Below are 22,123 nucleotides of genomic sequence, written 5' to 3' on the forward strand. Positions count from 1 at the left end.
CGCCGCCCCGGTGATGCGCCGGCCTGGTCACGTGCCGGCCTGGTCACGTGCCGGCCCGGTGATGGGCCGGCCTGGTGACGCGTCGGCTCGCTGACGCGCCGGCCGAGTGACGCCCGGCCGAGGCGGGGCAGGCCGAGCGGCTAGGCTTGGCGACGTTGTGTCCGGATGCCGTCGCGGCCCGGCTACCGCCTGCAAAGCTGGAGTTCCCATGACCACGACGCTGCCCGCGTACGACGAGGTCGTCGCGCGCTACGAGCCGGTGATCGGCCTGGAGACCCACGTCGAGTTGGGCACGAACACGAAGATGTTCTGCGGCTGCCCGACCGACTTCGGCGGCGAGCCGAACACCCGGGTCTGCCCGGTCTGCCTGGGCCTGCCCGGCTCGCTGCCGGTGGCCAACAAGGCGGCCATCGAGGCGACGATCCGGATCGGCCTCGCGCTGAACTGCTCCATCGCGCAGTGGTGCCGGTTCGCCCGGAAGAACTACTTCTACCCGGACATGCCGAAGAACTTTCAGATCAGCCAGTACGACGAGCCGCTCTGCGTCGACGGCTACCTGGACGTCGAGGTGAACGGCGAGATGGTGCGGATCGGCATCGAGCGGGTGCACCTGGAGGAGGACACCGGCAAGACGCTGCACGTCGGCGGCGCCACCGGCCGCATCCACGGCGCGACCGAGTCGCTGGTCGACTACAACCGGGCCGGCATCCCGCTGGTCGAGATCGTCACCAAGCCGATCCCCGGCACCGGTGCGCTCGCGCCCGAGATCGCCCGCGCGTACGTCACCGAGCTGCGGGACGTGCTCCGTTCGCTCGGCGTCTCCGACGTACGCATGGAGGAGGGCTCGCTGCGCTGCGACGTCAACACCTCGCTGAACCTGCCGGGCGAGGAGTGGGGCACCCGCACCGAGACCAAGAACGTCAACTCGCTGCGCTCGGTCGAGCGGGCGGTCCGTTCGGAGATGCTGCGCCAGGCCGCCGTGCTCGGCGCGGGCGGACGGATCACCCAGGAGACCCGGCACTTCCACGAGGACACCGGGGACACCACCCCGGGAAGGTCCAAGGAGACCGCCACCGACTACCGGTACTTCCCCGAGCCGGATCTGGTGCCCCTCGCACCGGACCCGGCCTGGGTGGCCGAGCTGAAGGCGGCCCTGCCGGAGCTGCCCCGGCTGCACCGGCGCCGGCTCCAGGAGGCGTGGGGGCTGTCCGATCTCGACATGCAGTCGGTGCTCAACGCCGGTGCGGTCGAGCTGATCGAGCAGACCGTGGCCGCGGGTGCCTCGCCGGCCGCGGCCCGCAAGTGGTGGCTGGGCGAGCTGTCCCGGCGGGCCAACGAAACGGGCGTGGAGCTGGCCGACATCGGGGCCACCCCGGCGCAGGTCGCCGAGTTGCAGAGCCTGGTCGACGCCGGCAAGCTCAACGACAAGCTGGCCCGTACCGTGCTGGAGGGCGTGGTCGCCGGCGAGGGCTCGCCGACCGAGATCATGACCAGCCGCGGGCTGGAGGTCGTCTCCGACACCGGCGCCCTGACCGCCGCGGTCGACGAGGCGATCGCCGCCAACCCGGAGATCGCCGACAAGATCCGTAGCGGCAAGGTGGCGGCGGCCGGGGCGCTGGTCGGCGCGGTCATGAAGACCACCCGCGGCCAGGCGGACGCGAAGACCGTCCGCGAGCTGATCCTCTCCCGCCTCGACGCCTAAGGTGTAAGGAAGGGCCCCTTTTTAACGCCTCAGGTAGAGGAGGGGTCCCTTCTTAACGCCACCACCGCGCCGGCCGGCACGCGACGGCCGCGCGCACGGCGGCAGAGGGCGCGCCGCGTTGGGAACGCACCGACGGGCGGGCACCTTCGGGCGCACGCCGCGTTGGGAATGCGCTGCGCTGGCAGGTGCGCCGGCTGAACGACCACCCCCGTCCCCGACCGGTCGTCAACGACGACGTACCGGAGTCCTGGAGTCCACCGTGAACCAGCACGACCTCGATGTCCTCGACGAGATCCAGCGGCGGGTGCTCTGGCTCGCCAGCCGGATCGTGGACGCGGCCAACCACGAGCGCAGCACCGGCGACGGGGTGAAGGTCGGCGGGCACCAGGCATCCAGCGCCTCCCTGGTCACCGCGATGACCGCGCTGTGGTTCGCGCACCTGGACGCCGAGGACCGGGTCGCGGTGAAGCCGCACGCCTCACCGGTGTTCCACGCCATCCAGTACCTGCTCGGCAACCTGGACCGGTCGTACCTGACCCGGCTGCGGGCCCGGGGCGGTCTCCAGTCGTACCCGTCGCGGACGAAGGATCCCGACGAGGTGGACTTCTCCACCGGCTCGGTCGGGCTCGGTGCCGCCGCGCCGCTCTTCGCCGCGGTGACCCGGCGCTACGTCGACGCGCACTTCGGCGCCCGGCCGCACTCCCGGTTCGTCGCGCTGATCGGCGACGCCGAGCTGGACGAGGGCAACATCTGGGAGGCGGTCGCCGACCCGGCCACCACCGGTCTCGGCAACGTGATGTGGGTGGTCGACTTCAACCGGCAGTCGCTGGACCGGGTCGTCCCGGGGGTACGGATCGACCAGTGGCGGGGCCAGTTCGAGGCCGCCGGCTGGCACGTGGTCGAGGTGAAGTACGGCGGCAAGCTCGCGCAGGCGTACGCCCGGCCGGGCGGCGAGGCGCTGCGCGACTGGATCGACGCGATGCCGAACGAGCAGTACCAGTCGCTGTTCGGGCTGACCGGGCCGGCGTTGCGCGGGCAGTTCCTGGACGGCGCGCCGGCCGAGGTGGCCGCGTTCGTCGCCGACATCGCCGACGAGGAGTTGCGCCCGCTCGTCACCGACCTGGGCGGGCACGACCTCGCCGCGCTGCTCGACGCGTACGCCCAGTGTGACGCGGTGACCGACCGGCCGAGCGTGGTCTTCGCGTACACGGTCAAGGGGTGGGGTCTGCCCATCGCCGGCAATCCGCGCAACCACTCGGCGCTGCTCACCGGCGAGCAGGTCGACGCACTGCGCACCGCGCACGGGCTGACCCGCGACACCGAGTGGGACCGCCTCGACCCGGCGTCACCGGCCGGCATCCGGGCCGGGCAGCGCCGGGAGGCGCTGTCCCGGGCGCCCCGCGAGCGGGCGCTCGGGGTCACCGTCCCGCAGAGCACGCGGGTACGCGCGAACAAGCCGGTCTCCACGCAGGAGGTCTTCGGTCGGGTGCTGGTCGACCTGGCCCGGGATCCGGAGGTGGGAAAATACCTGGTCACCACCGCGCCGGACGTGGCCACCTCGACCAACCTGGCCGGGTTCATCAACAAGACCGGCGTGTTCGCCCCGACCGCCCAGCGCTCCTGGTCGGAGGACCGGATGCTGCGCTGGACGGAGAGCCCCGACGGGCAGCACATCGAGCTGGGCATCTCCGAGATGAACCTGTTCCTGCTGCTCGGCCAGCTCGGGCTGGCCTGGGACCTGTCCGGGCAACCGTTGCTGCCGGTCGGTACCGTCTACGACCCGTTCGTGCTGCGTGGCCTGGATGCCTTTCTCTACGGCACCTACTCCGGCTCCCGGTTCGTGGTGGCCGGTACCCCGTCCGGCATCACCCTCGCCCCGGAGGGCGGCGCCCACCAGTCGACCATCACCGCCAGCGTGGGCCTGGAGCTGCCCGGGGTGACCTTCGTCGAGCCGGCCTACGCGGCCAGCCTGGACTGGCTGCTCTGCGACGCGTTGGGCCACATCGCCGGGGCACCGCAGCCGACGCCGACCGCCGCACCGGCCGAGGATGGCGCGTACTACTTCCGGCTCAGCACCCGGCCGGTCGAGCAGGCGCCGTTCGAGGATGCCCGCGCCCGGCTCGGTGACGCGGTGCTGCGCCGGCAGGTGCTCGCCGGGGCGTACCGGCTGGTCGACGCCCACCAGGCGTACCCGCATCTGGCCGACGCGCCGACGGTGCAGCTGGCCGCCTCCGGCGCGGTGCTGCCCGAGGTGCTCGCCGCGGCGGCGGAACTGGCCGACGAGGGCGTCGCCGCCCACGTGGTCGACGTGACCAGCCTGGACCGCCTCTACCGGGCCTGGCAGCGCACCCTGCGCCAGGGCGTGCGCACGGCCACCGTGCCCAGCGTGCCCGGCGCGCTGCGGTCCGCCTTCGCCGACCGGGTGCCGGTGGTCACCGTGCACGACGCCGCCTCGCACGCCATGGCCTGGCTCGGCTCCGCGGTCGGCGCCCCCGCCGTCCCGCTCGGCGTCGACGAGTTCGGCCAGTCCGGCAGCGTAACCGACCTGTACGACCTGCACGACCTGCTTCCCGGCAGCATCGTCAACGCCGCCCTGGCCGCCCTCACCCTCCGCTGAGGATCTGACGGGATGCCCCCGGATGAAGATCACGCCGGGGGCATCCGCCCACCTTCATGATCACGCTCGATCGTGGATCGAGTGCCATCCGGACGGTGATGAGGCCACTCGGTCCTGGTTGGAGCACGATCATGCGCCGGGAAGAGGAACTGTCCAAGAAGTCGCTTACCTACGAGGTGTACTCCAGCTCATCACGCGCGAGCCGGCGCAGCCTTTCGGCCACCTCGCTGGTATCGAGGCCCTGGAGATACGCCACCAGGGCGTCACGGGTCTCCGCGACGATGTCAGGCAGCGCCTCCCCGTGGATGTCGCGTGGCAAGAGGACCTGCCGGAAAGCCAGCTCCTCGATCGCCTCGCCGGCCAGCTTCTCCGAGATCCACAGGGGCGTGCGCTCCCGGATGGCGAAGGTGAGGTGCACGCTGGGGTCGTCGTCGGCGTTGTACGGGTTGTGGACCCACCCTCTCGGCAGGAGCATGGCCTCGCCTGGCCCGAGGTCGATGATCCGCTCGGGGCCGGAGTCGAGCCAGCCCTCCAGGTAGTCGTCCCGCCAGACCCGCCACGACTCCAGATGTGAGCGCATCGGGGCTTCCACGACTGGCGGCCACAGCTCCCACCGTTTCCGGCCGGACACCTGGACGATGACGGCCATCTGCTGGTCCCAGTGGTGCCGCAGTCCCTGCCGGCACCCCGGGGTCATGAAGACGTGGACGTAGTTGCTGTAGCCGGTTTCGTTCTGGATCTCCTGGCTGATGCGCGCCATGGCGGGCATGACGCGCTGGAGGTTGCCGACGCGGACGGTATGCCCCTCGTCGTAGAGCTTGTGCAGTCGTTCCGCGTCGGCCCGGCCGTGCGTCCCGGTGAAGATGCGAGGGTTGACGGCGGGGTCGGGAGCCTTGATCGCGGCAACCTCGTCGGCAGGGATGCAGTTGAGGTCGATCCAGGACCACACCTGCTCGGCGGTGAACATCTCGTCCAGGCAGGTGCGGGTGCGCCGGTAGACGTGCGGCTCGTCAGGCCAATGGTCCAGCAGGTGGGTGACGCCTTCCTCGGGGAGTAGGAGCTTGAGTGTCAAGGCTCCTCCTTCCTGTCAGCGTGGAGGTAGCGGGCATGGAATCGTGGGGAAGAGGCGGTTGGGGCAGCAGACGACGGCGAAGGAGACGTAGCTGAAGGTCGCGGTGTAGTAGCCCCAGCCCACGTCGCTGCCGAGACGCAGGCTCTCGCATTGCTGCGCGACCTTCTCGGCCACGGTGAGCAGCGCGCCGCCGGATGTGTGGGCGGGGTTCGCCGCGCGGACCCGGCTCATCCAGGTTCCCGCGCCGGCAACGTCAGCCCACGTCCGATCGGCGGCGGCCTGGTCGCGACGAAGCAGCCAGTGGCCGAGCTGGACCGGTGTCATGGTGTTGGCGAGGAAGACCCGCGTCTGCTCATCGCCGGGGTCGGGGCCAGGTCTGCGCTGCCCCTCCTTGGCGAAGTCGTCGCGCGAGCCAATCCAGGGGCCGAAGCCGTGCCAGTGACCGTTCCAGTCGCCCATCCGTGCCCTTCTCCGTTCTGTGGGACCGGCCGCCCCGGTCCTGGCGATCTGAGGGCGGCCGGAGTTGCCACGGGTACGCGGTGGTCAGACGGTCAGGCCCCGGTCCTTGACCCACCGGAGCGCGAAGCTGTCCAGCTCCGAGCCGGTGAAGCGCAGGTTGCCGCCCGCGCCGCCGGGCTTGTTGTCGCGCATGACGAAGCCGTCCGCGGCGCCCGGGATCGGGGCGACCTCGGCGCAGCTCTCGTGGTCGCCGCCGAGGTTGCCGCCGCAGTAGGTCGTGAACTTCGCGCCGTTGACCGGCAGCTCGTACAGGTTGTCCATGGAAGAGAACCTTCCGTGCTCTCGCGTTTGCGGGAGAGATGCGGCTCCCGCGTCCGTGTCTGTCCTACCGTGGTGCGCTCGTGAAGCCGGGAAGACTTGCGGGCGAAGCCGCGCGGAGGCCCCCTCACCTTCGGTTCGCGGGGCTTCACTGCGCTCTCTCCGCGCTCGGCCGGCGGGCCGCCCAGGCAACGAACCTGCTGAACAGTTCCTCGGGCTTCGGTCCGCCGTGCGGGTTGAGCTGGTACAGGTCTCGCATTGCCTCGTACATCAGGCCGGCGAGGTAGATCGTCAGGCCGGAGACGTTGTCCCTGAACTCCACGGGCAGGAGGAGCCGGGCCTCTCCGCAGGGCCAGGGCTGCCCGTCCACTCGGCAGTGCCAGGTCGGGCGCGCCGGGGTGTGCGGGGTGTTCCCGCCTGAGCCGCTGGGACGGTCGGGGTGGGGGCCGCGACCCGGCCCCGCCAGCTGGTTGGTCAGCACGGCCGGCCTCCGCTCGCCCGCCACTGCTGGCCCGGCGTCAGCCAACCGGGGCGGCCGGGGCTCTGGAGGGGGAGTGCTTGCGTTGGCTGGCGCATCCATTCGGGCAGGTGCGTGCCGCGTCCACGCTGCGGCAGGACCGGCATGAGGACTGTGGTGCAGGTATACGAGGTTCGGGTACGCACGTCGGCCTCCATGAGCGAGCGATCGAGAGGGGCCGCCCCTGCCCTGGGGGATGTCCACGGGCGGCCCCGATGGCGAACACTCCTGCCGGGCTCCTTCACCTCCACCAGGTAGTGCCGCATGCCAGACACACTGCCAACCCGTGACGGGACGGCAACACCGCGTGTGTATATGGTGGACGGAAATCTGCGGCGTCCGATGGAGGTCCGATGAACGACGCACTGCGCGTAGCGCTTCACGAGGCAGGCCACACAACGGATTCGTTGGCAGCGCAGCTGGGCGTAGACCCGAAGACGACTGACCGATGGCTTCGCCAAGGCCGCATCCCACACCCCGGACACCGCGCTACCGCAGCCGCCGTTCTCGGTCGTGATGTGTCGGACATCTGGCCGGACACTTCGAGACGCCGAATCCGTGACCTTGTGTGGTTTCGCCCATGGCAGGAAATGGAGCGCGAGGCGATCGAGCTCCGTTCATACGAATCTGTCGTCCTGCCCGGACTACTACAGACCGAGGCGTACGCGCGAGCAGTCCTCGGGGCGAGCGGACGACGCACCCCCGACGAGGTGGATCAACTGGTGTCGGCGCGGCTCGCCCGACAGGCCGTCCTGAAATGGGAAAACCCCCCGTGGTTCACGGCCGTCGTGGACGAGTGCGCGCTGCGGCGCCCGGTGGGCGGCCCGAATGTGATGCGGGAGCAGTTGCAGGCGTTGATTGCATGGTGCGAGCTGCCGCACGTTCGGGTGCAGGTCGTTCCCTGGTCAGTGGGGGCATACTCCGGGCTCGACGGACCCTTCGTTCTCGCCACCAGCAGGGACCATCGCATCGCCGCCTATCTGGACACCCAGCTACAGGGGCAAGTGGCTAGCGATCCGGACGACGTCGCGGCCATACTGGCAGCGTGGGAGAACGTCCGGGTAGAGGCGATGTCCCACCGGCAGTCGATCGATTTGATAAGGGAAGTGGCGGAGACATGGACCTGAGCGGCGCCACCTGGCGCAAGAGCAGCCGCAGCAGCGGCAACGGCGGCAATTGCGTCGAGGTTGCCGACAACGTGCCCGGCGTCGTCGGCGTCCGGGACAGCAAGAACCCCGCCGGCCCGGCCCTTGTGTTCAACCCGGCGGCCTGGCAGGGCTTCGTCAACCTGGCGAAGCAGATCGGCCGCGTGGGCTGACCTCAACGCGGAAAAGCCCCCCAGCGCCGCTGGGGGGCTTTTCGTGCGGCCCACCTCAGGGCAGGCGCCGGTCGCGCATTCCTCGTCCAGCGCACCGGTGGATCTTCTCCGGATGAGCCCCGTCAACGGGTAGGGGTGGGAGTGACCGGGGCGGGAGGGCCCGCCGGTTGGGTCACCACGGTGCGTTCGAGGTTGACCTGGGCCTGGCCGGTGCCGCCGACGGTGATGTTGTCGTACGCCTGGAGCTGTTTCTGCTGGTCGAAGTAGAGCACGGTCATTGCCAGCGGGGTCGGTTCCTCGCCTTCCAGCCCGCGCAGGCCGGCGCCACCGGTGGAGCCCTGCACCATGAGTGTGGTGGGCTGCTGGCCCGGCACCTCCGGCAGCTTGCTGAGCTGTCGGCGGTGGGTGTGCCCGGCGAGCACGAGCGGGCAGGTGCCGGAGAGCGGGCCGGCGGCGGCCGGGTCGTGCACCAGGGCGATGTTCACCGGCTGCGGCGAGCTGCGGATCGTGGCGGCGAGCTTCTCGCCCGTGGCGGTCAGCTCGTCCGCCGTGGGGTCGTTGAGCCCACCGCTCGCCGGTGAGGTGCTCTTGTCCGGGGTGAAGCGGGGGTCGCCGATGCCGGCGATGGTGAGGCCGGCGACGGTGGTGGTCGTGTTGTCCAGCACGATCGCGTTCGGCTGGCGGGCCACCGCCGCGGCCGTCCGGTTGGAGTCGTGGTTGCCCCGGATGTAGACGTACGGCTTCCGGAGCAGGCTGATCGAGCCGACGTAGGACGCCTCCGGCTCGCTGCCCCAGTCGGTGATGTCGCCGGTGTCGATGATCACGTCGATGCCGAACTGCTCGGTGACGGTGCGGATCAGCTGCCAGGCGGCCGGGTTGAGGTGCATGTCGGAGATGTGCAGCACCCGGGTGGTGCCCGGTTCCGGCTCGTAGACCGGCAGCGCCGACACGGTGGTGTAGAGCTGGGTGACGTTGCCGAGGAGCCGCTGGAGCTGCTCGGCGTAGCGGGTGTAGTCGTTGGCGATCTTCTGCACGTCGCCGACGATCGCCGGGGCGTTGACCAGCAGCCCCTCGTAGCGCGGCTCCTCGATCGACTGGGGGCGGATGGTCGCCGCGGCGGTGCCCAGACTGCCGGCGGTGATCAGCAGCGCCAGCCCGCCGGCCCAGGCCGCCCGGCGGGTGTTCCGGAAGACCAGCAGCGCCAGCACCAGGGTGGCCAGCACGGCGGAGGCGACCGTGCGCAGCCCGAGCCGCATCACCCCCTCTTGAACCTCGTCGACCGCCGACTGGGTGGCCCGGTTGAGGCTCGCCGGGTCGTCGATCAGGGCCTCGACGCGGCTCTGGTCGAGCGCGCCCAGCTCCACGGTGAGGTGGGTCGGCCCGTCGTGGCTGTCCAGCAGCAGCGAGCCCAGCGGCGGGATGTCGATGGTGGTGCCGCCGGTGGCCGCCGGGGCAACGGAGAGCCGGGCGTGGAACGGCCCGATATCGGTGCCCACGTTCCCGCCGACGATGACGCCGGCGAGCACCCCGGCCAGCGTGACGGCCAGGACGGCCACGGCGACGGCGGCTCGGCGCAGGCCGACATACCGCCCACCCGGGCGTGGTGCGGCGGAGCGCCGCAGGGGTGGGAAACGGCGCGGGCGACCGGCGGGGGCGTTCCCGTCCGGGCCGCGGCGCGGCTCCTCGTTTTCCTGACCGTCCATGCTGAGATTCTGACCTGCCCGCAGAAGGATCTTGGCAAACCTGAGGTGGTGTGCTTCGAGAGTGCCTCAGCTTCGCCCAGCGCTGCCACCTGCGAAAACAAGTCGCAGCAGCCGGTCGTCCTCCGGTGCGGGCCGGCCCCGCCCGTCATGGTTGGAGGTGCTCACCCAGAGCGAGCCGTCCGGCGCGGCAGCGATCGCGCGCAGCCGCCCGTACTGCTCGGTCAGCAGCGCCTGCGGCTGCCCGAGCACCGTGCCGTTCTCGGTCAGCTCGACCAGCCAGAGGCGCTGGCCGCGCAGGCAGGCGGTGGCCAGCATCCGCTCGACCGCCGCCAGCCCGGAGCAGGACGCCTCGTCGGTCGACCACTGCACGATCGGGTCGACGTACTTCGCGTCGCCGCCGCGCCCCTCGACCTCGGGCCAGCCGTAGTTCTTGCCCTTGCTGATCTGGTTGATCTCGTCCCAGGTGTTCTGGCCGAACTCGACGGCGTACATCCGGTCGCCGTCCCAGGCGATGCCCTGCACGTTGCGGTGACCGAGGGACCAGACCGGGGAGTTCGGGAACGGATTTCCCGGCGCCGGCTTCCCGTCCGGGGTGATCCGGAGGATCTTGCCGCCGAGCTCCTTGACGTCCTGCGACCGGTCGATGTTGCCGGCGTCGCCGGTGGCGGCGTAGAGCTGCCCGTCGGGGCCGAAGGCCAGGCCGCCGCCGTTGTGGATGCCCGCCTTCGGGATGCCGGTGAGGATCGGGGTGGGCGCCTCGCCGAGCCGCATCCGGGCGACCCGGTTGTCCCGCTCGGCGGTGTAGTAGACGAAGATTGTCCGGTCCTGGGCGAAGTCCGGTGACACCGCGATCCCCAGCAGGCCACCTTCGCCCCCGGCGGCCACGTCGTCGATGGTCTGCACCTCGGTGACCTTCAGGCCGTCCGGGCTCGATTCCGGGCCGACCTGGAGGATCCGGCCGCTGTCGCGTTCGGTGACCAGGGCGCCGCCGTCCGGCAGGAAGGCGATGCCCCACGGCACCCGCAGCCCGCGGGCGAGCACGGTGGCGACGACCGCCTGGTCGCCGGCGCTCGCGGTGGCCGAGGGGGTGGGCAGGTTCGGTGGCTCGCCGGCCGGATCCGGCTCCGGTTCGCCGAGGCTGCAACCGGTGGCGGCGAGCAGCAGCGTCGCGCAGGAGGCCGCGAGGGCCGTGCGGAGCTGTCGGGCGCGGGGGTACGGGGGAGCGCTCACCCGCCCCAGGGTAGCCCGCCGCGGTCCGCGTCGTGGTGGTCGGCGCGGGCTACCCCCGGCGGTGGTACCGGCGGCGGGGGCCTATCGTCGACGAGCGTGAAGGTATGGATCCCGCACCAGGCCGGTCATGCCCTGCTCGGCGAGGTGCCGGCGGAGGTCACCGTGGAGACCATGACCGGCCCTGGAAACCTGCCCTCGCCGGTGGCCGGCGTCCGGTTCTGGGTGCCGCCCTTCCTCTCCACCGCCGACAGCACCGCCCTGCTGCACGAACTGCCCGACCTGGCGGTGGTGCAGCTGCTCTCGGCCGGCGCGGACGTCTGGGTCGGCCGGGTCCCGGCGGGGGTCACGCTCTGCGACGCCCGGGGTGTGCACGACTCCTCCACCGCCGAGTGGGTGGTCACCGCGATCCTGTCCCAGCTGCGCGCCTTTCCCGCGCTGGCCCGGGCCCAGGCCGAGCGGCGGTGGGCCTACGCCGAGGTGGCGCCCACCGACGAGTTGGCCGGCAAGCGGGTGTTGATCGTCGGTGCCGGCTCGATCGGCACCGCGCTGCGGGACCGGCTCACGCCGTTCGAGGTGGACTTCATCATGGTGGCCCGCACGGCCCGGCCGGAGCAGGGGGTGCACGGGGTCGACGACCTGCCGCAGCTGCTGCCGCGGGCCGACGTCGTGGTGCTCCTGGTGCCGTTGACCGAGCAGACCCGGGGTCTGGTCGACGGGAGGTTCCTGGCCGCGATGCGCGACGGGGCGCTGCTGGTGAATGCCGCCCGGGGGCCGGTGGCCCGCACCGACGCGCTGGTTGCCGAGCTGTCCACCGGCCGGATCTCCGCCGCCCTGGACGTGACCGACCCGGAGCCGCTCCCCGCCGACCACCCACTCTGGGAGCTGCCGAACGTTTTGATCACCCCGCACGTGGCGGGGTCGGTGCGGGGCCTGCTGCCCCGGGCGTACCGGTTGGTCGGCCGGCAGATCCGCCGGTTCGCGGCCGGTGAGCGGCCGGAGAACGTGGTGGTGAACGGCTACTGAGCCGCTTCCACCTCGCGCCCGGCCGCGGCCACCAGTCGCGGCAGGTCCGCGCGGCGTACCGCCGGTAGCAGGAGCCGCTGGCCGTCACCGAGCTGGGCGATTACCCGGCCGCGCGGATCGGAGCCCAGCTCGACCACCTGGTCCCAGGGGATCCGGCGCTGGCCGGCCAGCGCCCGCAGGCGCAGCCCACGGGGGTCCGCGTCGGTGCCGGCGCGCCAGGCCCAGGCCACCACCGCCAGCGGCACCAGCAGCACCGGGAGGAGGTACGTGCGGGCGCTGGCCAGCGGCAGGGTGCCGAGGGCGGCGACGATCGCCGCGGCCAGGACGGCCTGGTGGTGCCGGAATCGCGCGGTGTCGGAGCGAGCCATCTCCCGATGATCCCACCAGGACGGGGACGTCCCGCACCGGGTTGACCGGGCCGCCGTCGGGCCACGGTCGTGACCTGGTTCACTGTCTGGTGGCCGTCACTCCATGCGGACTGTCTCGTTCACCGATGGTGGGCGGCGGACCATCATGTTCGCCGTCCGCGCACCGCCGCACCGCCCCCGTGCCCCCCTCACGAAGGCGAATGTCGTGCCCGTCGCGTCTGTGTTCCGCGCCTCCATGTTCCGCGCCACCGCGTCCCGCGGCACCGTCCACCGCCCGAGGCTGCCGGAGTCCTGCGTCCTCGCGGTGGTCGCCGTGCTGGTCGTGGTCGGTGCCGCCGGGCCGGTGCCGGCCCTCGGCGTGGTGGCGCTCGCCGGCGCGGCCGGTTCCACGCTGGCCGGCGTACGCCTGTCCCGGCTGAGTTCCGACGCGCCGGCCGCGAACCCTGCCGCTGGGCGGGTCGCCCGTCGCCGGGCGGCCCGCCCACGCCGGGCCGCCGCCCTGCTGCACGCCGCGGTGGTGACCGCCGGCCTGACTGCGGCGGTGCTGCCGCTGGCCGCTCCCCAGTACCATCCGGCGGCAGCCGCCGCCGGGCTCGCCGGCACCGCCGTGCTGCTGGGCGGCGGCCTGTCCAGCCTGCCCCGCCGGTCAGCCTCGCCGGTCCGGGTACGGCTGCGGCGGGTGCTCGACGGCGCTCCGCCCGGCATCTGCCTGGTGCTCGTCGCCTGGCTGCTGCTGCCGCACGCCGGCGTGGCGGCGCCGGCGCGGCTGGCGGTGGCGGTGACCCTCGGTGCGTTGGCCCTCGCCGCGCTGACCGTGCTGACCGGGAGACTTCGGAGTTCTGGCATCGCCAGGTGCCGGGCCGGGGCGGCGTTGACCCTGTTCGCCCTGGTGCTGCTGGCCGCGCTGCCGGCCGGTCCGGCCGCCGGGCGGGCGGCGCTGCTGGCCGTGCCCCCACTGGTGCTCGGCGTGCTGCTGACCGCCGCCGGGGTGCGGCAGGTGGCCCGGGCCGAGGTCGACCCGCCCCGGCGGGTCACGCTGGTCTGGCCGCGGGCGGTGCTCCCGGCGGCCGTGGTGGTGCTGGCCACCGTGTACCAGTTGCAGGCCGGCCTGTCGCCGGACCGCACCGCGGTGCTGCTCGCGCTCGCGTTGGCGCCTCCGCTGGTCGCGCGCGAACTGCTCGGCGGCATGGCGCGGAATCCGGACCCGGCGCCGGCCGATCCGACGCCGGCGGCGGAGTCGGTCACCGTGCAGGAGCGGGTGCCGGCCGGTCGGGCCGCGCTGCTGGGGGCCCTGGCGGCGCGGCCGGAGCCGGCGGTCGGCGCGCTGCTGGTGGTCGACCTGCACCTCACCGAGCTGCCCGGGATGGCCGTACGCGACGACGTGGCGGCCGAGGCCGTCCGCCGGGCCCGGGCCGTGACGGCCGACGACGACGAGGTGTTCGACCTGCCCGGGAGCGGGCTCGCGGTGGTCACCGGGGCCGGAGCGGTGCTGGCCTACGCGCTGGGCACCCGGTTGCTCACCGAGCTGAGCCGGCCCTACGAGGTCTCCGGGGCGGTGCTGCGGTCACGGGCCAGCGTCGGGCTCGCCGAACTTGCCCCCGGCCGGCCGGAGGACGTGCTGCGGCAGGCGGACCTGGCCCGGCGGCGCGCGGCCCAGCTCGGCCGCGACCGGGTCGAGTGGTACGACGCGTACCTGGAGGAACAGTTGGTCCGCCGGCTGGACCTGGAGCGGGAACTGCCCGGCGCGGTCGCCCGGGGTGAGCTGGATCTGGTCTACCAGCCGGTGCTCGACCTCGCCGACCGGTCGCCGGTGGGCACCGAGGCGCTGCTGCGTTGGCGCAGCCCGGTGCTCGGTACGGTCTTCCCCGCGGAGCTGCTGCCGGTGGCCGAGGATCTCGACATCGTCGGCGAGCTGGGCGCCTGGGTGCTGGACCGGGCCTGCCGGCAGCTGGCGGACTGGTCGGTCGGCGGCCGGCGGCTGTGGATGTCGATCAACGTCACCACCCGCGAGCTGACCTCACCGGACTTCGTGCCCCGCACGGCGGCCGTGCTGGAGGCGTACGGGGTGGGGCCGGACCAGCTGGTGGTCGAGGTCGCCGAGCCGCGGGTGGCCGCCGAGCTGCCGACCGTGGTGGCGCGGCTGGCGGGACTGCGGTCGATGGGCATCCGGACCGCCCTGGACGACTTCCGGGCCGAGCACGCCTCGCTCGCCCAGCTCCGGCGACTGCCGATCGACCTGCTCAAGGTCGGGCCGGAGACGGTCGTGGCGAGCAGCGACCCGCACCGCCCGCTGCTGGACGTGGTGGTCACCGTCGCCGACCGGCTGGGGCTGGAGGTGGTCGCCGAGGAGCTGGAGTCCGCCCACCAGGTCGATGTGGCGCAGCGGGCCGGGTGCCAATACGGCCAGGGGTACGAGCTGGCCCGGCCGGCGACCGCGGAACGGGTCGAGGCGTACTTCGAGGAGTTTCCGTCCACGTCCCGGTGACGACCGAAACCGCTTAACCGGTTCACTGTCCGCCCGGCGGTGGGCCGGTGCTGCCCCGGGGGGTGAGGTGCGCGGTCTCGTCCTGGAGGCCGAGCGCCGGGGCTCCCTCGATCACCTGCAACAGCTGGCGGGCGGCGTGCGCGCCGTAGGCCGGGATGTCCCGGCCGAGCGCGGTCAGTGGCGGGTGCACCAACCGGCACAGTGGGGAGTCGTCCCAGGCCACGATGGAGAGGTCGGCGGGGACCGCGAGCCCCATCTCCTGGGCGACCGACAGCCCGGCGATCGCCATCACGTCGTTGTCGTAGATCACCGCGGTGGGGCGGATGCGGGAGCTGAGCAGTCGTCGGGTCGCCCGCGCGCCCTCCTCGCCGGTGTAGTCGGAGGAGGCGGTGACCGCGTCGGCCAGGCCGAGGCGCTGGCAGACCTCGGTGAACGCCTGCGTCCGGATCGCGGTGTGCAGCAGGTCGGGCAGGCCGCCGACCCGGGCGATCCGCCGGTGCCCGAGGGCGTACAGGTACTCCACGGTCTCCACCAGCGCCGCCGCGTCGTTCGACCAGACGCTGGCCAGCCGGCCGGTGCCCGCCGGCCCGCCGATCACCACGGCGGGCAGGCCCAGCTCCTCCAGCGCCGGCACCCGGCGGTCGTCGGTGCGCAGGTCGCAGACGAGCACCCCGTCGACCCGCCGCTCACCCCACCACCGCCGGTAGACCACGATCTCGGCGCTCTGGTCGGCCACCACCTGGAGGGTCAGCGCGTACGACCGGGCGGAGAGTTCCGCCTCGACGCCGCTGATCAGCTCCATGAAGAACGGTTCGATGCCGAGCGTCCGGGCCGGCCGGGCCAGGATCAGCCCGATCGCCCGGGCGGTCGCGCCGGAGAGCGCCCGGGCCGCGCTGCTCGGGTTGAAGCCGATCTCGGCGGCGATGGCGAGAATGCGCTGCCGGGTCGCCTCGGAGACGCCCGGCTGGCCGTTGAGCGCGTACGACACCGCGCCCTTGGAGACCCCCGCCCGCCGGGCGACGTCCGCGATCGTGGGCCGCTTCACCGGCGTACGTCCTCCTGAACCGTTCCGTCGACCGGGCGGCTGCCCGGGCGGCGCTGGACACGCTACCCGTCGCCCACACCTGGCCGGGCGCGGGCCGTTCCCGGCGAAGCGGTCGCCCGGCCGCCGCAACTTGCTCGGTTCAGTCTACGTGGCCCAAACCGGGTGGAGACGCCTCCGTTGTCGGGAATCCCGCTCCGAACTGCGTGAGAGAGCGGTTATCAGGTGGTTTCGCGCGGGTATCCGCTCGTCAGGTTACGGGTTGGCCACGTCGTTAACCCTTCGTTGACACCATGGAAGTGCGCCCGTACGGTGGCCTCACTTATCCGGTTCAGTCAACGTTTCTCGATCTCGGGAGCGTTCCCAATGGTCTCGGAGGATGGGTCATGAGACGGTCTACGCCTCGTTGGCTGCGGGTCGCAGCCGTAGGTCTGGTGGTCGGCTCGCTGGTGGTCGCATGCAGCGGGCGCAGCACCACAGGTGACTCCGGTGGCGACGGCACAGTCACGTTGAAAATCAACTTCTGGGGCGACTTCGGCCTACAGGACCTCAAGGCCAGGTACGAGGCGGAGAACAAGAACGTCAAGATCGCCCTCAACTCGGGGGAGTACAACGCCCAGCACGAGGACCTGCAGAAGAAGCTGATCGCCGGCTCGGGCGCGCCCGACATCGCCGCCATCGACGAGGGCTTCATGGTCCAGTTCCGTAGCCAGGCCGACCAGTTCGTCAACCTGCTCGACAAGGGTGCGGGCAAGTACGAGACCAACTACCTGCCGTGGAAGTGGAAGCAGTCGCTGTCGGCCGACGGCCAGACCCAGATCGGCCTCGGCACCGACGTCGGCGGCCTGGCCATGTGCTACCGCACCGACCTGTTCGAGGCCGCCGGGCTGCCCACCGAGCGCGACCAGGTCTCCGCGCTCTGGCCCAGCTGGGAGGAGTTCCTGGCGGTCGGCGCGCAGTACACCGCCAAGACGAAGAAGAAGTTCGTCGACAACGCGACCAACCTCTTCAACCCGATCCTCGGCCAGCAGCAGGTCGGCTTCTACGACCAGAACGAGCAGTTGCAGATGGAGGGTGGCCCCAAGGTCGCCTTCGACTACGCGGTGAAGGCGGTCGACGCCGGGCTCTCCGCGAACCTCACCAGCTTCCAGGCCGACTGGGACAAGGGCTTCACCAGCGGCGCGTTCGCGGTGCTCGCCTGCCCCGCGTGGATGCTCGGGCACATCCAGAACACCGCTCCCGGCACCAAGGGCAAGTGGGACATCGCCGCGGTGCCGGGCGGCGGCGGTAACTGGGGTGGCTCCTTCCTCACCATCCCCAAGCAGGGCAAGAACGTTGACGAGGCGTACCGGTTCCTGGAGTGGCTGATCCAGCCGGAGCAGCAGATCGAGGTCTTCAAGACGGTCGGCAACCTGCCCTCGCAGCCGGCGCTCTACACCGACCCGGCGATCGCGGACTTCAAGAACGAGTTCTTCAACGCCGCGCCGGTCGGCCAGATCTTTCCCAAGATGGCGGAGGGCCTGACGCCGCAGTACCTGGGCAAGAAGAACGGTCCGACCCGGGTCGCGGTGGAGAACGTGATCAACCGGGTGCAGAACGGCACGCTCAAGTCGGACGCGGCCTGGGCCGAGGCGGTCAAGGAAGCCGAGAAGGCCAGCAAGTAACCGGCGCGGGGGTGGTGCGGGCACGCCGGTGCCCGCGCCACCCCCGGCCTCGGCATCCGTCCCCGCGGCTCCCGCCTCCCCGCACCTGGAGTGTCCGATGTCCACCACGCGCGCGGCCCCCGAACCGGCCACCCGGCGTCCCCGGCCCGCCCCGGGTCGGCGGTCGGCCTGGCGTGACCGGCTGCACCGTTTCGACGTGCGGTACATGCCGTACCTGATGATCGCCCCGTTCTTCCTGCTCTTCTTCGTCTTCGGGCTCTTCCCGATGATCTTCAACGGGGTGGTGGCGCTGCGCCACTGGCGCCTGGACGACCCGGATCTGACCGGCTGGGCCGGCACCGAGAACTTCCGTCGACTCTTCACCGACGGCGACTTCGGCAACGCGCTCTACAACACCTTCGGCATCTTCCTGCTCTCCACCGTCCCGCAGCTGCTGCTCGCGCTGATCATCGCGTCGCTGCTCAACCGCCGGCTGCGGGCGCAGAGCTGGTGGCGGGTCAGCGCCCTGCTGCCGTACATCACCCCGATCACCGCCTCCACGCTGGTCTTCAACGTCTTCTTCTCGCGCGACCTCGGGATGGCGAACTGGGCGCTCGGCCTGATCGGCATCGGCACCGAGAACCCGATCGACTGGCGGGCCGACAAGCTGCACTCCTGGATCGCCATCGCCACCATGGTCAACTGGAAGTGGATCGGCTACAACGCCCTGCTCTACCTGGCCGCGATGCAGTCCATCCCGCGCGACGTCTACGAGGCTTCGGCCCTCGACGGGGCCGGCCCGTGGCGTCAGCTCTGGCGGATCACCGTGCCGATGATCCGCCCGGTGGTGATCTTCACCGTGGTGCTCTCCACCATCGGCGGGCTCCAGCTCTTCACCGAGCCGATGCTCTTCGACCTCAACGCCCAGACCGCCCGGGGCGGTGCCGGCGGCGAATGGCAGACGGTCGCGCAGCTGATCTACAAGGTGGGCTGGAAGGACCTCAACCTCGGGTACGCCGCCGCGATGTCCTGGGCGCTGTTCCTCATCATCCTGGTGGTCGCCGCCCTGAACACCCTGTTGACCAACCGCATCTCCGGGGGACGCAAATGACCACCACGGCCCCGCCCCGGCCCACCGGCAGCGCGCCGCCGCGTGCCGCCCGCAAGCGCGCCGTCCTGCTCGGCCGGGCCCCACAGGACACTCCGGCCGGGTTCTGGACCTACCTCTTCCTGGCGGTCACCGCCCTCTTCGCGGCGTTCCCGCTGTACTGGATGTTCGTCATCTCGACCAGCAGCGACGAGGCGACCTCCCAGCTGCCGCCGGTGGTGATCCCCGGCGACCAGTTCCTGGTGAACCTGGACGAGGTCTTCTCCCTCCAGGACGTCTACTTCGCCGCCTCCCTGGTGAACAGCGTCATCGTCGCCACCGTGGTGACCGCCTCGGTGCTGTTCTTCTGCTCGCTGGCCGGCTTCGCCTTCGCGAAGCTGCGCTTCCGGGGCAGCCGGGCGTTGCTGCTCTTCGTGATCCTCACCCTGACCGTGCCCAACCAGCTCGGCGTCGTGGCGCTCTACATCGTGATGGGCAAGCTGGGCTGGAACGGCACCCTGCTGGCGGTGATCGTGCCCGGCCTGGTCACCGCGTTCGGGGTGTTCTACATGCGGCAGTTCATCGTCAACACGGTGCCCGACGAACTGGTCGAGTCGGCCCGGGTCGACGGCGCCACCACCATGCGGGTCTACTGGAACATCGTGCTGCCGGCCGTACGCCCGGCGTTGGCGGTGCTCGGCCTGCTGACCTTCGTGGCCACCTGGAACGACTTCCAGTGGCCCCTGATCACGTTGAACGGCACCGACTACCCCACCTCGATGGTGGCCATCTCCGACCTGGCCAGCGGCAACTACGTCATCTACCGGCGGGTGCTGGCCGGCGCGTTCGTGGCCACCGTGCCATTGTTGATCATGCTTGTCATCGGCGGTCGGCAGATCGTCCGCGGAATCATGGAAGGCGCGGTGAAGTCTTGAGCGACGCACGGGGGGCCGGTCCGGTCCGGCTGGCGCTGCACGACGGCTGGACCCTGCGGGCGGTGTCCGGCCCGCAGGCCCCACCCGAGGTGGACGGCCGGGCCGCGCCGGTCGAGGTCGATGGCCGAGTCGTGCCGGCCGAGGTCATCGGCCGGCACGTGCCGGCGGCCGTCCCCGGCTGCGTGCACACCGACCTGCTGGCGGCCGGGCTGATCCCCGACCCGTATTTGGACGACAACGAGACCGCGCTGGGCTGGATCGGGCACACCGACTGGGTCTACGAGACCACCTTCGACCGCCCGGCCGGCGACCACCGGCGGCTCGACCTGGTCTGCGCCGGGCTGGACACGGTCGCCACGATCACCCTCAACGGCGTCGAGGTGGGCCGCACCGAGAACATGCACCGGGGGTACCGCTTCGACGTCACGTCGCTGCTCCACGCCGAGGACAACACCCTGGCCGTACGCTTCGACTCCGCCTACCGGTATGCCGAGGCACACCGGGACCGGCTCGGCGACCGGCCCAACGCGTACCCGGAGCCGTTCCAGTTCATCCGCAAGATGGCCTGCAATTTCGGCTGGGACTGGGGTCCCACCCTGGTCACCGCGGGCGTCTGGCAGGAGATCGGACTGCACGGCTGGTCGGTGGCCCGGCTCGCCACCGTCCGCCCGCTGGTCACCGTCGACGGCGGCGACGGGCGGGTGGACCTGCACGTCGAGGTGGACCGGGTCGCGGAGCTGCCCGTCACCGTGCAGGCGGAGGTGGCCGGGGTGACCGCCGAGGCGACCATCCCGGCCGGAGAGCGGGCGGCGGTGCTGACCCTCACCGTCGCCGAGCCCGAGCTGTGGTGGCCCCGGGGCCACGGCGCGCAGTCCCGCTACGAGCTGGCGGTGACCCTGTGCGGGCCGGACGGCGACACCCTCGACGACTGGCGCCGGCGGATCGGCTTCCGCGCGGTGCGCCTCGACACCACCCCCGACGCCCAGGGCGCGCCGTTCGCCCTGCACGTCAACGACGTGCCGGTCTTCGTGCGCGGGGTCAACTGGATCCCCGACGACGCCCTCCCCACCCGGGTCACCCGGGACCGCCTGGCGCACCGCTTCGACCAGGCCACGCAGGCGAACGTCAACCTGCTGCGGGTCTGGGGCGGCGGCCGGTACGAGTCGGACGACTTCTACGACCTGGCCGACGAGCACGGCCTGCTGGTGCAGCAGGACTTCCTCTTCGCCTGCGCCGCGTACCCGGAGGAGGAGCCCTTCGCCAGCGAGGTGGCCGCCGAAGCCACCGAGCAGGTCACCCGGCTGGCCAGCCACCCGTCGCTGGTGCTCTGGACCGGCAACAACGAGAACATCTGGGGCTGGCACGACTGGGACTGGCAGGCGCCGCTGGCCGGGCGCAGTTGGGGTCACGGCTACTACCTGGAGTTGCTGCCCCGGATCGTCGCCGCTCTGGATCCGACCCGCCCCTACTGGCCGGGCAGCCCGTACTCGGGCAACGAGGAGATCCACCCCAACGACCCGGCGTACGGCACCACGCATATCTGGGACGTCTGGAACACCGACGACTACACGAAGTACCGGGAGTACCTTCCCCGGTTCGTCGCCGAGTTCGGCTACCAGGCGCCGCCCGCGTACGCCACGCTGCGCCGGGCGCTCTCCGACCAGCCGCTCGCCCACGACTCGCCCGGCATGGCGCACCACCAGAAGGCCATCGACGGTGACCTCAAGCTGCGCCGTGGGCTGGACGCCCACCTGCCCGTGCCGCGCGACTTCGACGACTGGCACTACCTGACCCAGCTCAACCAGGCCCGCGCCATCCAGCTCGGGGTGGAACACTTCCGCTCCCATCGTGGCCTCTGCATGGGCACGATCGTCTGGCAGCTCAACGACTGCTGGCCGGTCACCTCCTGGGCCGCCGTCGACGGCGACGGCCGCCGCAAGCCCCTCTGGTACGCGCTGCGCCGGGCATACGCCGACCGACTGCTCACCGTCCAGCCCCGCGACGCTGCTCCGGCCCGGGTGGACGGCGGTCTGGCCCCGGTGCAGGGCGGTCTGGGCCTGGTGGCGGTCAACGACACCGGCCAGCCGTGGCGGTCCTCGGCGACGGTCACCCGGCTCACCGTGGCCGGGGAGCCCCGGGCGAAGACCACATTGGAACTGGACGTGCCCGCGTACGCCACGGTGACGCTGCCGCTGCCGGCGGAGCTGGCCCGGCCGGACGAACCCCGAGCCGAGCTACTGGTCGCCGACGCCGGCACCGACCGCGCGCTGTGGTTCTTCGCCGAGGACCGCGACATCCGCTGGCCGGCGGCAGACTTCGCCGCGACGGTCGAACCGGCCGGCGACGGTCAGCAGCTCCGCGTCACCGCCCGCACCATCCTGCGCGACCTGACCCTGTACCCGGACCGCCTCCACCCCTCCGCCCGGGTGGACGAGGCGTTGGTGACGCTGCTCCCCGGCGAGTCGACAACCTTCACCGTGCACGCCGACACCCCGCTCGACCCCGCCGCCCTCACCACCCACCCCGTGCTCCGCTGCGTGAACGACATGTAAGGAAGGGCCCCCTATTAACGCCTGCGGTAGAGGAAGGGCCCCCTCTTAACAC

At 71.8% G+C, this 22,123-nt stretch carries 18 protein-coding genes; 10 read left to right on the forward strand and 8 right to left on the reverse strand.

Going from position 1 to position 22,123, the window contains the following annotated elements; all coding sequences use genetic code 11:
• The first annotated feature begins 208 nt into the window (after window positions 1-208).
• Together gatB and ACQPYA_RS07130 are read left to right on the forward strand one after the other, a co-directional pair.
• Window positions 209-1,702 (forward strand): Asp-tRNA(Asn)/Glu-tRNA(Gln) amidotransferase subunit GatB, encoded by a 1,494-nt coding sequence (gene gatB, locus ACQPYA_RS07125; RefSeq protein WP_433531849.1) that lies wholly within the window; start codon window positions 209-211, stop codon window positions 1,700-1,702.
• 259 nt (window positions 1,703-1,961) lie between these two features.
• Window positions 1,962-4,319, forward strand: a complete 2,358-nt coding sequence (locus ACQPYA_RS07130; RefSeq protein ID WP_433531850.1) for a transketolase-like TK C-terminal-containing protein — start codon at window positions 1,962-1,964, stop codon at window positions 4,317-4,319.
• Window positions 4,320-4,488: 169 nt separating this feature from the next.
• Here the strand turns inward: ACQPYA_RS07130 and ACQPYA_RS07135 are convergent, their stop codons facing one another.
• The 4 genes from ACQPYA_RS07135 to ACQPYA_RS07150 all read right to left on the reverse strand — a co-directional run bounded on the left by ACQPYA_RS07135 (window position 4,489) and on the right by ACQPYA_RS07150 (window position 6,649).
• Window positions 4,489-5,391, reverse strand: coding sequence for a JmjC domain-containing protein (locus tag ACQPYA_RS07135; protein ID WP_433531851.1), 903 nt, complete (start codon window positions 5,389-5,391; stop codon window positions 4,489-4,491).
• Window positions 5,392-5,406: 15 nt separating this feature from the next.
• The gene (locus ACQPYA_RS07140) at window positions 5,407-5,850 is read right to left on the reverse strand and encodes a hypothetical protein (RefSeq protein ID WP_433531852.1); all 444 of its coding nucleotides are present in this window, start codon (window positions 5,848-5,850) and stop codon (window positions 5,407-5,409) included.
• Between the two features lie 84 nt (window positions 5,851-5,934).
• Window positions 5,935-6,171: a DUF397 domain-containing protein gene (locus ACQPYA_RS07145; protein ID WP_433531853.1), complete on the reverse strand. Its 237-nt coding sequence runs from the start codon at window positions 6,169-6,171 to the stop codon at window positions 5,935-5,937.
• Window positions 6,172-6,316: 145 nt separating this feature from the next.
• Window positions 6,317-6,649 (reverse strand): hypothetical protein, encoded by a 333-nt coding sequence (locus ACQPYA_RS07150; RefSeq protein WP_433531854.1) that lies wholly within the window; start codon window positions 6,647-6,649, stop codon window positions 6,317-6,319.
• Window positions 6,650-7,038: 389 nt separating this feature from the next.
• Here ACQPYA_RS07150 and ACQPYA_RS07155 point away from each other — a divergent pair, with 389 nt between their 5' ends.
• Entirely contained in the window at window positions 7,039-7,812 is a 774-nt protein-coding gene (locus ACQPYA_RS07155; protein ID WP_433531855.1) for a DUF5753 domain-containing protein, read from the forward strand.
• A complete protein-coding gene (locus tag ACQPYA_RS07160; protein ID WP_433531856.1) occupies window positions 7,803-8,003 on the forward strand; it encodes a DUF397 domain-containing protein in 201 nt (66 codons plus the stop codon). The genes ACQPYA_RS07155 and ACQPYA_RS07160 overlap by 10 nt, the downstream gene beginning before the upstream one ends.
• 122 nt (window positions 8,004-8,125) lie before the next feature.
• Here the strand turns inward: ACQPYA_RS07160 and ACQPYA_RS07165 are convergent, their stop codons facing one another.
• Window positions 8,126-9,706, reverse strand: coding sequence for a metallophosphoesterase family protein (locus ACQPYA_RS07165; RefSeq protein WP_433531857.1), 1,581 nt, complete (start codon window positions 9,704-9,706; stop codon window positions 8,126-8,128).
• A 66-nt stretch (window positions 9,707-9,772) separates the two neighbouring features.
• Entirely contained in the window at window positions 9,773-10,945 is a 1,173-nt protein-coding gene (locus tag ACQPYA_RS07170; RefSeq protein WP_433533404.1) for a PQQ-dependent sugar dehydrogenase, read from the reverse strand.
• A gap of 87 nt (window positions 10,946-11,032) precedes the next feature.
• On the opposite strand from ACQPYA_RS07170, the gene ACQPYA_RS07175 reads away from it, so the two are divergent.
• Window positions 11,033-11,959, forward strand: coding sequence for a 2-hydroxyacid dehydrogenase (locus ACQPYA_RS07175; RefSeq protein WP_433531858.1), 927 nt, complete (start codon window positions 11,033-11,035; stop codon window positions 11,957-11,959).
• On the opposite strand, the gene ACQPYA_RS07180 is transcribed toward ACQPYA_RS07175, so the two are convergent.
• Window positions 11,953-12,327, reverse strand: coding sequence for a PH domain-containing protein (locus ACQPYA_RS07180; RefSeq protein ID WP_433531859.1), 375 nt, complete (start codon window positions 12,325-12,327; stop codon window positions 11,953-11,955). The two genes, ACQPYA_RS07175 and ACQPYA_RS07180, sit on opposite strands and share 7 nt — an antisense overlap.
• 205 nt (window positions 12,328-12,532) lie before the next feature.
• On the opposite strand from ACQPYA_RS07180, the gene ACQPYA_RS07185 reads away from it, so the two are divergent.
• Entirely contained in the window at window positions 12,533-14,812 is a 2,280-nt protein-coding gene (locus tag ACQPYA_RS07185; RefSeq protein ID WP_433531860.1) for an EAL domain-containing protein, read from the forward strand.
• Window positions 14,813-14,834: 22 nt separating this feature from the next.
• On the opposite strand, the gene ACQPYA_RS07190 is transcribed toward ACQPYA_RS07185, so the two are convergent.
• Window positions 14,835-15,857 carry a LacI family DNA-binding transcriptional regulator gene (locus ACQPYA_RS07190; protein WP_433531861.1) on the reverse strand — a complete coding sequence of 341 codons (1,023 nt, stop codon included), beginning with the start codon at window positions 15,855-15,857 and terminating at the stop codon, window positions 14,835-14,837.
• Between the two features lie 383 nt (window positions 15,858-16,240).
• Between ACQPYA_RS07190 and ACQPYA_RS07195 the strand changes: the two genes are divergently transcribed.
• The 4 genes from ACQPYA_RS07195 (at window position 16,241) to ACQPYA_RS07210 (ending at window position 22,071) form a co-directional block, all read left to right on the forward strand.
• Window positions 16,241-17,518, forward strand: a complete 1,278-nt coding sequence (locus ACQPYA_RS07195; RefSeq protein ID WP_433531862.1) for an ABC transporter substrate-binding protein — start codon at window positions 16,241-16,243, stop codon at window positions 17,516-17,518.
• Window positions 17,519-17,615: 97 nt separating this feature from the next.
• Entirely contained in the window at window positions 17,616-18,608 is a 993-nt protein-coding gene (locus ACQPYA_RS07200) for a carbohydrate ABC transporter permease (RefSeq protein ID WP_433531863.1), read from the forward strand.
• A complete protein-coding gene (locus ACQPYA_RS07205; protein ID WP_433531864.1) occupies window positions 18,605-19,519 on the forward strand; it encodes a carbohydrate ABC transporter permease in 915 nt (304 codons plus the stop codon). Before ACQPYA_RS07200 ends, ACQPYA_RS07205 begins: the two co-directional genes overlap by 4 nt.
• Window positions 19,516-22,071: a glycoside hydrolase family 2 protein gene (locus ACQPYA_RS07210; RefSeq protein ID WP_433531865.1), complete on the forward strand. Its 2,556-nt coding sequence runs from the start codon at window positions 19,516-19,518 to the stop codon at window positions 22,069-22,071. The genes ACQPYA_RS07205 and ACQPYA_RS07210 overlap by 4 nt, the downstream gene beginning before the upstream one ends.
• Window positions 22,072-22,123: the final 52 nt, after the last annotated feature.

Source organism: Micromonospora sp. CA-263727, from assembly GCF_050942455.1.
GTDB lineage: Bacteria > Actinomycetota > Actinomycetes > Mycobacteriales > Micromonosporaceae > Micromonospora.